Here is a 12,118-nt window from a genome sequence, read left to right on the forward strand (position 1 = left end):
GTTAAAATTATGGCTGACTGATTTGGGTCATTTTCAAAGGCTTAGAGTCAAGGTAAATTTGTGTTATAAATTATTGTTTAATTAAAAATCATAATAAAAATGAAAACAGATGCAAGAATTAGAGAAGATGTTATAAACCAATTAGCTTGGGAACCAAACATTGACGACAAACAAATTGGCGTAACCGTTGATAATGGTGTTGTTACTCTCTCTGGAGTAGTAAAAAGCTATAACGCAAAAATGGCTGCAGAGAAAGCCGCTAAAAAAGTTAGTGGTGTAAAGGCTGTAGCCGAAGATATTGAGGTGAAATATGGTGATGCCTTTAAGAAAACGGATAAAGAAATAGCCAAAGCAGCTGTTGATGCACTAGAATGGAGTGTTTCTGTACCTGATGACAAAATTTTAGTCAAGGTTGAAGACGGCTGGGTGTATTTAACAGGAGAAGTAGAATGGTCTTACCAAAGAGAAGCGGCTAAAAGAGCGGTTGAAAATTTACTTGGTGTGAGATATGTGTCCAATAACATTACCTTAAAACAAAAGGTGGAAGCTTCAGACATCAAAAACAAGATCAAAAAAGCTTTTGAGCGTACTGCAGATATAGATGCTAAAAATATTTCTGTTATAGTAGATGGACATACCGTAACCTTACGAGGGACTGTTAGTTCGTTGGCAGAAAAAGATCAAGCACGTAAAACTGCTTATGCTTCGCCTGGAGTTTATCATGTGAAAAACGAATTAAAAGTGGAGTATTATCCTTCTTACGCATAGGCTTGAAATAGTATATTTAGTACTATTTATTACTTCCAAAAAACAGCTCCAGTTTCGCATTGGAGCTGATTTTTTTAACAGGTTACTATGGGGTTTTGTAATTAATATAGAAATATATGAGTATGTAGAACAGCATAATATTAAAAAAGATGACAACAACGGTTCCTAAAGTTGCATTAACGCATAAGGATAAAATAGTGTTCCCAAAGTCTGGGATTACCAAGCAACAGATATATAGATATTACGAAAATATGGCAAGCGTCATGCTTCCTTATCTTAATAATCGTCCTTTAACCATGCAACGATTTCCTAAAGGCATAGGAGAAGCTGGTTTTTTTCAAAAGCATGTGCCTAATTATTTCCCCGATTGGATTCCAACGGTGAAAATCAAAAAAGAAGACGGTTGGGTAAACCACATTATTTGTAATTCTAAAGAGGCTTTATTATACCTTGTAAATCAATATGTTTTGACATTTCATGTTACCTTGAGCAAGGTCGAAAAAATGGACTATCCTGACAAACTCGTTTTTGACTTGGATCCTCCAAAAGGGAATTTCCAGTTAGCAGTTAAAGCCGCAAAAGCACTGCGTTACCTTTTAGAAGAAAAGCTATTGTTAAAAGCTTATGTAATGACTTCGGGTTCGGAAGGCTTGCATATTGCAGTGCCTTTAAAAGGGGATAGGCATTTTGATGATGTACATGATTTTACAAAAAATGTAGCGACCTATATTTGCAGTGCCAACCCAAAAGCGTTTACAACAGCCATTAGAAAAGATAAGCGTCAAGGTAGATTGTATATGGATTGTCTCAGAAATTCTTATGCACAAACAAGTGTTAGCCCTTTTTCTGTTAGAGCCTTGGAAAGCGCTCCTGTGGCAATGCCTTTGCATTGGGATGAATTAAATAACACCACACTTAACGCGCAATCCTTCACCATCGATAACATTTTTAAACGATTAGAAACAGATGGAAATCCTTGGGAAAGTTTTGAACAAAATACTCATGATATTGGGAACGCCATAAAGACAATGGAAACGCTGATCGGTTAAGAATCTTAATTAATTATTATCCCTGTTTTTTTTTATAATAAAAGAGCTATCTATAATGATGAGGGTCATTTTATAATACCTTTTTTGATACTACTTTAGCAATACGCCAGGATAGTATACCTGTACTGAGTTCATTAAATTCAAAATATAATTTCAAAAACGTAAATCCAAATATCATGCCTTTACTATCTAAAAAAGAAATAGCCAAACTACATAATTTCAATCAAGAACATTGTATTTCAATTTTTATACCTACACATAGAGTAGGTAAGGAAGTGCTACAAGAGCAAGATGCCTTATCATTAAAAATACAGTTGCAACAAGTAAAAAAGAAATTGGCTAAAAAAGGACTTCAAAAAAAGACTATTGATAGCATTACTGCTCCAGTACAGAAATTAATTGATGAGAATTTGTTTTGGAGACAACAATCCGATGGTTTAGCCATTTTTATAGCAGACCATTTTTTTCAAAAATATACGCTTCCCATAAATTTTGAAGCGTTTAACTATGTAGCGGATGCTTTCTATCTAAAACCGTTGATGCCCCTGTTTGTTGGCGATGGCGCTTTTTATTTAATGACATTGGAATTGGGTAATGTAAAATTATATGAATGTACAAAGCATCGTGTTAACGAAATTATTATCGAGGATTTAATACCCGAAAGTATACAAGAAAGCGTAGGTTATGATTATGAAGAAAAAAGCCTGCAATTTAGAACACAACAAACAGGCGCAGGTCAGGTATTGTACCATGGACAAGAAGCTGCTACTGGAAAAAGAAAAAATGAAATCAAAAAATATTTTAGAGCTATTAACGAGGGGCTTAAGCTTATATTAAATAACAAGAACGTACCATTGCTTATTGCTTCCCAAGACTACCTTTTCGATATTTATAAAGGGATAAATACCTTCTCAAATTTCTTTAACGAAAACATTAATGGCAACCTTAAAGCCATAGATGCTTTGGATGTACATGAATTAGCGTGGGAAAAAATCTCATCTACTTTTGACCAAGAACGAAAAGATAAAATAGCACGTTTTATGGAAAAGCAAGGCACAGGGAAAACTGCTATTGGCATAGTGGAAATTTTACCTAAAGCATTTGAAGGGAAAATTGATACTTTATTTTGTGAAAATCCAGAGGATATTTTTGGCACATATAAATTAGAAAACGACGCCATAATTGCTGCCGAAAGCGAAGAGAACGATACAACTATATCATTAATGAATTTAGCGGCCATAAAAACATTTTTGAGTGGTGGGACGGTCTATTTATTGGATAAGGACGATATGCCCAATACTAATTCTAAAATCAATGCTTTATATCGATATTAGTAGTACAAAAATGAGGAGATTCCCAAACGATAAACCAATTGTATATTTTACCTTCTGGAAATCTCCTTCAACCAACTAAACTAACTAATAACTATTATGTATCCATAATACCAAAACACACTTTTGTGTTCACGCGGTATTCTGCTATCTGGTTATTGTTCACGGTTACTTGAGTATCTTTTACATAAACAGATTTAATGTTTTTAACGGTTTTTGATGCTTCATTAATGACGTTCTTTACGGCATCTTCAAAACTCACAGTAGAACTCCCAAGTACTTCAATGACTTTTAATACAGACATGGATGATTCATTTATTGTTAATAATACCGCTAAAATAATTTGAAACATCCTATCTAGAAATGACCTAGGTCAGGTAAAGTAAAATTAACCAATCATTGACGCAGATCATTTGTTGTAAGGTTGGCTATAATTTAAGATTTACTAAATACCTGAAATCATGTAACAAAAACTACACTTTAGCTCAAATAGCAACTATTTACAGTATTTCTGGTACGCTAGTTTCGTAAACCCATAAAACGAATTTCAGTATAGAAGGTTTACAATCTGGGCTATACATATTACAAATTGAAACCGATAGAGGTACTGTTCATAAAAAAGCAGTTAAAATTTAGAGTGTTGCAATAATAAAATCTCACCGTTTGCTGCTTTACTGAAAAGATTCAATAAAAGTATACTTGACTGACTGGTATCATTTTAAAACGCTTATAACATAAGTACTTTTAGAATTAAATAACAAGAAAGCATTGAAAGTATGGAAGCTCGTATTAAAAAGTTCGGTGAAATAAATATCAAAGATGTCGATATTGTAGGAGGTAAAAATGCATCTTTAGGAGAAATGTACAACCAATTAACCTCAAAAGGAGTTAACATACCGAATGGTTTTGCAACCACATCATATGCGTTTTGGGAGTTTTTAAAGGAGAATAAAATTGAAGAGCCATTAAAACAATTGTTGACAAAACTCGATAGAAAGGACTTTTCCAATTTAGAAACTATTGGAGAACAAGCTCGTGGGCTTATTTTAATTGGAACTTTTTCTTCTGCATTTTCCAAAAACATAAGAAAAGCATATTTAAATTTATGCGGCAATGATTTAAAAGAGGTGGCAGTACGAAGCAGTGCTACTGCAGAAGACCTTCCAGATGCTAGTTTTGCAGGGCAACACGAAACGTATTTAAACGTAAAAGGCGAGGATAAGCTCCTGGAAGCCGTAAAAAAATGCTTTGCTTCCTTATATACCAATCGTGCTATAAAATATAGGGAAGATAAAGGGTTTGAGCACCATACTATTGCGCTATCTGTTGGGGTACAGGAGATGGTGCGTTCAGACAAAGGGTGTTCTGGCGTAGGATTTACAATCGAACCAGAGTCTGGTTTTGAAAATGTTATTGTACTATCAGGTGTTTGGGGATTGGGTGAAAACATTGTGCAAGGCCTTGTTAATCCCGATGAGTTTTATGTATTTAAACCCAGTTTAGCTCGAGAAAAATATCCAATTATTCAGAAAAAAATGGGTGATAAAAAATTAACAATGGTTTATGCCAATAAACAGAAAAATGCCACTACAAAAAATATTAAAACCGTAAAAAGTAAACAACAACAGTATATCCTGAGCGACAACGAAATTATTATGTTGGCTAACTGGTCAAAACTTATAGAAGACCACTACCAACAACCTATGGATATTGAATGGGCAAAAGATGGCATTACCAATACGTTGTTTATCACGCAGGCTCGACCAGAAACGGTGCATCAAACACGCAATAAAAATACACATATTGAATACAAGCTCTTAGGGGAAGGGGAAATTTTGTCTCAGGGTAATGCCGTAGGTTCAAAGATAAGAGTTGGAAAGGCCTGTTTTTTAAAATCCCCAAAAAATATTGGGTCGTTAGCGCCAAATACGATTATTGTTACCGATACCATAACACCAGATTGGGATCCTTTATTAAAACAAGTAACGGGTATTGTAACCAATAAAGGGGGCAGAACGAGCCATGCAGCCATTGTAGCACGAGAACTTGGTGTTCCGGCCATTGTAGGGTGCGGTAATGCTACCACAACAATTACAGATGGCAATGCCATTACGCTATCGTGTGCACAAGGAAAAACAGGATATATTTATCAAGGTGCTTTATCTTTTGAAGAAAAGGAAATAGATTTTTCTAATATCAAAATGCCAGCAACGGAAGTAAAAATGATTCTTGCCGATCCAGAAAGTGCTTTTCCGTTATCCTTTTATCCTAATAATGGTGTTGGACTTTTACGAATGGAATTCATTATTACCCATCATGTTAAAGTGCATCCTATGGCATTGGTAAAGTTCGATCAAATTAAAGGGTATTCGGTAAAAAAAGAAATTGAAAAACTCACCAAAAACTACGCTAATAAACACGATTATTTTGTCGATAAATTATCGCAAGGTATCGCAACTATTGCTGCCGCTTTTTACCCTAAGGAAGTGATTGTTCGCTTAAGTGATTTTAAAACCAATGAATATGCTAATTTAATTGGTGGAAAGGATTTTGAACCCACAGAAGAAAACCCAATGTTAGGTTTTAGAGGTGCATCACGATATTATAACGATTTGTACAAAGCCGGTTTTGCTTTAGAATGTGAAGCCATTAAGAAAGTGCGAGAACAGATGGGGCTTAATAACCTAAAAGTCATGGTGCCATTTTGCAGAACTGTGGCTGAAGGTAAAAAAGTATTGGTTACCATGGCAGAAAATGGTTTAAAGCGTGGTGAGCATGCTTTGGAAGTTTATACGATGGTAGAAATTCCAAGTAATGTGATTTTAGCTGAAAAATTTGCTGAGATCTTTGATGGGTTCTCTATTGGTTCAAATGACTTAACACAACTCACATTAGGTATTGATAGGGATTCAGAATTAATGGGGCAACTATTTGACGAAAATGATGAAGCCGCAAAGCAGATGATTAAAATGGCCATCCAATCTGCCAAAAAAACACATACAAAAATAGGGTTGTGCGGACAAGCACCAAGCGACTTTCCAGAATTTGCTGCTTTTTTGGTAAAAGAAGGGATTAATAGTATTTCATTTAATCCTGATGCTTTATTAAAAGGGATTGAAAATATTAATACAGCAGAAAGAATTATTAATAAAGTTGAAACGATTCAATAATTAAATTCATAATTATACATTTTTCTGACCTACATCATTGCTGTTCTTATTAGATAAAATTACTTTGAGTTAAATTAATTCATGTATTCAGATGCTAACATATAATAATATAAAATCAATTTCTATTCCATTAAAAGACGTTATTCTTCTTGGAGAAATATGCATTCCACAAAAAGCAATTGGACTTGTAATATTTTCTCATGGAAGCGGTAGCAGTAGGCTAAGTCCACGAAATAAATACGTTGCAAAAATACTTCAAGAAAAAGGGTTGGCCACTTTACTTTTCGATCTGTTAACCAAAGAGGAGGACACTGTCTACGAGAACAGATTCAATATAGAACTTCTAACAAAAAGACTCATTGAGGTCACAAAATGGGTCAAGAACCAGAGTGAGACGTCCAACTTTCCCATTGGTTATTTTGGAGCTAGTACAGGGGCTGCGTCTGCATTAAAAGCCGCCGCAAATTTAAAAAGTGATATTGCAGCGGTAGTATCCCGTGGTGGCAGGCCAGACCTAGCCATGGAAGATTTGAAAAAAGTAACAGCGCCCACCTTACTCATTGTTGGAGGGGACGACACTATTGTTATTAAGCTGAACAAAGAGGCGTATCAAAAATTGCAATGTGAGCGTAGCCTGGAAATTATTCCAAATGCTAGCCATTTATTTGAAGAAAAAGGCAAATTGGAAAAGGTTGCCATACAATCTGCCAAATGGTTTGTAGAAAAGATAAACGCTAAAATCGTCGATAATGTTTAAGGATAGAAATGATGCAGGAAAACAGTTAGCCGAAAAATTGATGGGGTTTAAGAACAAAGAAGTCGTTGTTATTGCCATTCCAAGAGGCGGACTTCCTCTAGGGGCTATCGTAGCCAAAGCGCTTAATGCACCATTAGATGTTGTGTTAACAAAAAAAATAGGGCATCCTATCAATAAAGAATATGCCATTGGAGCTGTAAGTATAGGCAATAAATACATAACAGATTCTGTAGGTGCATCCTTAAGTTATATTGATGAGGAAACTAGGCGTATTCGTGACATATTGCGGCAACGTCAGGATCAATATTACAAGAATTCCAAGCCTAAAGACCTTAAGGATAAGATTGTTATTATTGTTGATGATGGTGTAGCTACAGGCAGCACCATGCTTGCAACCATAGCACTTATTAAAGATGAAGATCCTTCAAGACTTATAGTCGCAGTTCCAGTATCATCAGTATCTGCTAGCGAGAAACTGTATAATTCACCCTTTGTTGATGAGGTGGTTTGTTTGCATACTCCTAAAGATTTCCGGGCTGTGGGACAGTTTTATGAAGTGTTTGAACCCGTTTTGGATAAAAGGGCAATACAAATTTTAGAAGAATCAAATAAACGTTTAATTTAATACTTATAACCATGGCACTAAATTTCAATCAATACGCTGCAGAAGGCAATACGTTCATCAAACAGTATGCTAAAGAGATAGGTCTTTCTGAGAATCCAGAGAGTGCAGGTCGAATACTGAGTTCTATTTTGCATGGTTTGCGTTCAATAATCTCAGTTGAGGAATCATTACAGTTCATTGCTCAGCTTCCCATGTTTTTGAAAGCCGTTTACGTAAACGGATGGACTATTAAGGCAAAAAAGGAAAGAGTGAAAAATGTAGAGGAGTTTATCGACCTCATAAGATCACTAGACGGTAAAACGTCATTGTACGATTTTGAGTCGGATGAGGTTGCTGAAGATTATATACACGCTACGTTCTTAATTTTGAGAACGTATGTTTCCAGAGGGGAGATGGAGGATATTAAAGCCGAGTTGCCAAAACGATTGAAAGGACTTATTTTCGATCATGTTTTCATCTAAAAGAGAGAAGATATGGGTTTTGCTTTTACGTTCTTTTATCTTAGGTATTTTCTTTTTTTGGAATTCTATTGATTCAGATCATTTAAAACTTTGGCTTTTATGAGTTCCTTTACAAGGAAATAGAAAAAGTCAAGATGAGTTCTCGGACAAACTATAAATTTAAAAAGATGAAACCACTAAAATTTACAACTATATTATGTACTGCCTTTTTGATATCCTGTGTAAGTCAAAAAAAATATGCAGATTTACAAAACAGGGCTGAACTCTGCGAAAATGACTTAAAAACTTGTGCAAACGAGCGATTGATATTAGAAACTAATTTGGCGAATGAAAAAAATAAGACAAAAAGCGCGGAACAACAAGTCGAATATTTTAAAAGCACAAACACCAATCTAATGGAAACATTATCGGATCTTTCTGTGGTAAGCAAGTCTGGAGCCGAGAGTATTAAAAAATCCATAGAAGCTTTAAATGAGCAGAAAAAGTATATAAAAGATTTAACCAGCTCTATGCAAAGGAAAGACTCTATTAATCTGGCATTGGTCATGAATCTCAAAAGATCCTTATATGATTTTGATGATGAAGATATTAATATAGAAGTAAAAAAAGGAGTTGTCTATGTTTCGATATCAGACAAAATGCTATTTAAATCAGGGAGTTATACTATTAATGAAAAGGCCAAAGCGGTTATTGGCAAGATTGCTAAAATATTTAATGACCATACTGAGCTAGATATTCTTGTTGAAGGACATACGGATACAGTACCAATTCATACAACATGTATGGAAGATAATTGGGATTTGAGTGCTAAAAGAGCGACTTCTATTGTGAGATTAATGCAAACCACATTTGATGTGAAGCCAGAGCGAATGACTGCAGGTGGACGTTCTGAATATGTGCCAAAAACGACAAATGAAACACCCGAAGGACGAGCCATTAACCGCAGAACGGAAATAATTATTTTACCAGAGCTAGATCAGTTTTTTAAGCTTTTAGAACCACCAATCACGAAAAATTAAATTGATTAATGATCTATACTCATAAAATAATTAAAAAAAATGCTCAGACTGACCTAGGTCATTTTATACTCTAAAAAGCCGTTGTAAATTAGTAACATATTTACGGATAAAAAGTTCTTTGAAATTTTAAAATATAGGTTTTTGGTGTAGTAATACATTACTAACCTTGGTATCATAGTGTTTTTTGAAAGCTTTAAGCTTGTTGTGTTAGCTTCGTAAAGAAGCGAATGCAATATCGATTAAGCCTGTAAAGAATGCTTTGATCCAGTAATCTGGGACATTTAGATGTCCCAGATTATTTTAAAAACATTGGTTATATATGGCTGTAAAGCAATGGTAACCATTATGAAGCGATTTAATTTGTTTTACCAAGATTGATGTTTTTAAAAATTCCAGAAATGGAAGATTTGATGGGTTGGTTGGATGTACGGATAAAATGAATCGTTTCAAAAGGAAACTGGAAGTTTCGGCTTCCAGTTTCTATTTTAATTGATTATTTAAGATAAAACGTTCATTACTGATTTATGTCATTTGTTCTTTTGTCTTACTGCTTTAAATTGGCATTATAATTCTTTGAAATCACATAGGTTCTTGGTGTGAGATCAAGCACCAGACTATAGGTCGCAAACAGTTCTTAAAAGCTTTAAGCGTATCGTGTTGACTTTGTAGCGAAGTATATATAATACGTATTAAGTCTGTAAAGAGCATTTTGCACCAGTAATCTGGGACATTTAGGTGTCCCAGGTTATCATAAAACATTGGTTATATATTGCTGTAAAGCAATTGTAACCAGTATGAAGCGATTTAATTTGTTTATATAAAAATTGAGGTATTCTAATGTTAGAAAAGGAATATTTTGATTGGAAGTATAAATGAAATTAGTTTCTTCAGAGAAAACGGGAAGTGTAAGCTTCCCGTTTTTTAGTTTAGCGCTTTTTAAAATTAGAAACCTAGATAGGTCTGTTTAGGATCGTATCCAATTCGTATAATTCATTATCATACCCTCTTAAAATCAATAGATAACTATTATTGTTCAACATTTTTAAATAGGTTGAAGCTTGTATTTCGCTAACCCCCAATCCTCTAAAAATAGCATAGGGTCCAGCTGATAAAGTTGCCAAAGATTTACCATTTATTTCATGAAGAAAAGTGGATGCTAATGGGCCTGCAATAAATACATTGCCAATTTCAGGATTATTAAAGCAGCCAAAATTAGCGGTGCCCCCCAATAGCCTTTTCCAATATGTATTTATAGTGTTCTTATTTGTAATGGTATTTTCCTGGTCTGAATTATACTGAGATACTTTTCCAAGAATTGAAATTTGAAGCTGTAAATCCGTTCTGTTTATAATGTGTTGCAATACCTTTTCTAGTTGCCATAGATATTGGTACGCTTTAAAGTGAACGTATTTTTGTTTTATATAGTAACTTTTAGAAATCATTTTAATAAAAATATTTCATAGCATTATTGTTATACTAATATAGCAACGCTTGTGTGCATTGAAAATGATGCAAGTCAATTGAAAAATCATTTCTTTTTAAACCAGTTCAATTAAAAACCACAATATTTTCTAGTGCTTTTTTATCTTTAATTTTAATTTTTCTGCCAGATCCAATTGTTATTAAACCTTCATCTTTAAGCTCGGTTAGCATGCGTATAGATGTTTCTGTTGCTGTTCCAACCAGACCTGCAAAATCTTCTCTGGCAATACTGATACCCTCATTTTCTTCGCTCGTTAAAATTCTTTTTTTGTGTAAATCCAGTAATGCTTTTGCTACACGTTGGCGCACTGTAGCATAAGCCATGCTTACTAACTTTTCTTGTACTTCAACCAAATCATTAGATATTAAATTTACAAACTTATTAGAGACGGCTTTATTGCCGTGTATGAGTGTTAAAAAATCTAATTGCGGTATTTCGTATAGTGCTGCATCCTCGAGTACAGAAGCAGATTCAATATAAGTTCTATGGTCTGTCAATAAAGATAACTGCCCTATAAAATCTCCCGAACCATATAAGCCGGTTACAAATTCTTTACCTCTTTCGGTGGTTTTATATGTTTTTATGGCACCACTTTCAATAAAATACAAAGAATTGGCAGTATCACCTTCCATAAAAACCAAGTCTTTCTTTTGATATATTTTTGGCGTAAAATCTCTTGATAAATGTTCCAAATCTAAATAGGCTGAAGCTTCTTCAATAAATTTGGAGACACCTTCAATATTTCTGGAAAACTCTTTTTTTAAGAAATCGTGCTTTTTTAAACGGCAGTCTATAGCTTCTAATAATTCATTGTCCGTAAAGGGTTTGGTTAAATAATCGTCGGCACCTAGATTCATGCCTTTTCTCATATCGATTTTTTCTGTTTTGGCTGTTAGAAATATAAATGGAATCTGTGATGTATTGCTATGTTCCCTTAATGTTTTAAGCACTTCATAACCATCTAATTCTGGCATCATAATATCACATATTATAATGTCTGGATGTTGTTGTTTAGCGATTTCCACACCAACTTTACCATTCTGGGCAGTCAAGACTTTATAGTCTGCCATTTCGAGAATATCCGCAGTGTTTTCACGAACATCCACATTATCTTCAATAATCAGTATTTTTTTCATCGAAAAACTATTTATTTGTTTTCAAGTAAAAGAGAACCTCATGATTTCTTTCTCTTTTTGTATGTCACTAAATAGTGTTGACCATTTTAGTTATTTATTCATTTTTTTCTTTAACACGCCTAAAGTCCTTTACCATTGATGTGTTTTTTTAAACTCTTTGTTTGTCAGCTTGTTAATAAACACCCTTAAGGGCTTCGCTCGGTAATTTCTAAACAAAATATATTTTGTTTCTCATTAACCCTCAAGGGGACAATTCAAACCAAGAAGCATAACGTAGCGTTTAAAAAACGACTCCGTAAACTATCTTTGATATTGTTTG

Annotated in this window: 11 protein-coding genes and 1 pseudogene; 9 read left to right on the plus strand and 3 right to left on the minus strand. The window is 34.2% G+C overall.

Going from position 1 to position 12,118, the window contains the following annotated elements; translation table 11 throughout:
- Window positions 1–99: 99 nt before the first annotated feature.
- The 3 genes from ABD935_RS09870 (at window position 100) to ABD935_RS09880 (ending at window position 3,151) form a co-directional block, all read left to right on the plus strand.
- Window positions 100–768, plus strand: a complete 669-nt coding sequence (locus tag ABD935_RS09870; RefSeq protein WP_345191814.1) for a BON domain-containing protein — start codon at window positions 100–102, stop codon at window positions 766–768.
- Window positions 769–917: 149 nt separating this feature from the next.
- Window positions 918–1,817 (plus strand): non-homologous end-joining DNA ligase, encoded by a 900-nt coding sequence (gene ligD / locus ABD935_RS09875; RefSeq protein WP_345191815.1) that lies wholly within the window; start codon window positions 918–920, stop codon window positions 1,815–1,817.
- 176 nt (window positions 1,818–1,993) lie between these two features.
- Window positions 1,994–3,151, plus strand: coding sequence for a baeRF7 domain-containing protein (locus ABD935_RS09880; RefSeq protein WP_345191817.1), 1,158 nt, complete (start codon window positions 1,994–1,996; stop codon window positions 3,149–3,151).
- Window positions 3,152–3,245: 94 nt separating this feature from the next.
- Here the strand turns inward: ABD935_RS09880 and ABD935_RS09885 are convergent, their stop codons facing one another.
- Window positions 3,246–3,452, minus strand: coding sequence for a dodecin family protein (locus tag ABD935_RS09885; RefSeq protein WP_345191818.1), 207 nt, complete (start codon window positions 3,450–3,452; stop codon window positions 3,246–3,248).
- 242 nt (window positions 3,453–3,694) lie between these two features.
- Here ABD935_RS09885 and ABD935_RS16625 point away from each other — a divergent pair.
- The 6 genes and pseudogenes from ABD935_RS16625 to ABD935_RS09910 all read left to right on the plus strand — a co-directional run.
- A pseudogene (locus ABD935_RS16625) lies at window positions 3,695–3,784 on the plus strand (hypothetical protein); the annotation flags it as partial.
- Between the two features lie 140 nt (window positions 3,785–3,924).
- The gene (gene ppsA, locus ABD935_RS09890) at window positions 3,925–6,318 is read left to right on the plus strand and encodes a phosphoenolpyruvate synthase (RefSeq protein WP_345191819.1); all 2,394 of its coding nucleotides are present in this window, start codon (window positions 3,925–3,927) and stop codon (window positions 6,316–6,318) included.
- 91 nt (window positions 6,319–6,409) lie between these two features.
- Window positions 6,410–7,075, plus strand: coding sequence for a dienelactone hydrolase family protein (locus tag ABD935_RS09895; RefSeq protein WP_345191821.1), 666 nt, complete (start codon window positions 6,410–6,412; stop codon window positions 7,073–7,075).
- Complete coding sequence (locus ABD935_RS09900) at window positions 7,068–7,700, plus strand: phosphoribosyltransferase (protein WP_345191822.1); 633 nt, start codon at window positions 7,068–7,070, stop codon at window positions 7,698–7,700. Before ABD935_RS09895 ends, ABD935_RS09900 begins: the two co-directional genes overlap by 8 nt.
- Before the next feature lie 11 nt (window positions 7,701–7,711).
- Window positions 7,712–8,161, plus strand: coding sequence for a DUF2267 domain-containing protein (locus ABD935_RS09905; protein WP_345191823.1), 450 nt, complete (start codon window positions 7,712–7,714; stop codon window positions 8,159–8,161).
- A gap of 167 nt (window positions 8,162–8,328) precedes the next feature.
- Entirely contained in the window at window positions 8,329–9,180 is an 852-nt protein-coding gene (locus ABD935_RS09910; RefSeq protein ID WP_345191825.1) for an OmpA/MotB family protein, read from the plus strand.
- 950 nt (window positions 9,181–10,130) lie between these two features.
- Here the strand turns inward: ABD935_RS09910 and ABD935_RS09915 are convergent.
- Together ABD935_RS09915 and ABD935_RS09920 are read right to left on the minus strand one after the other, a co-directional pair.
- Window positions 10,131–10,622 carry a hypothetical protein gene (locus tag ABD935_RS09915; protein WP_345191826.1) on the minus strand — a complete coding sequence of 164 codons (492 nt, stop codon included), beginning with the start codon at window positions 10,620–10,622 and terminating at the stop codon, window positions 10,131–10,133.
- 106 nt (window positions 10,623–10,728) lie between these two features.
- Window positions 10,729–11,799, minus strand: a complete 1,071-nt coding sequence (locus ABD935_RS09920) for a response regulator (RefSeq protein ID WP_345191828.1) — start codon at window positions 11,797–11,799, stop codon at window positions 10,729–10,731.
- Window positions 11,800–12,118 lie beyond the last annotated feature (319 nt).

It is taken from the genome of Algibacter agarivorans (assembly GCF_039543245.1).
Lineage (GTDB): Bacteria > Bacteroidota > Bacteroidia > Flavobacteriales > Flavobacteriaceae > Algibacter_G > Algibacter_G agarivorans.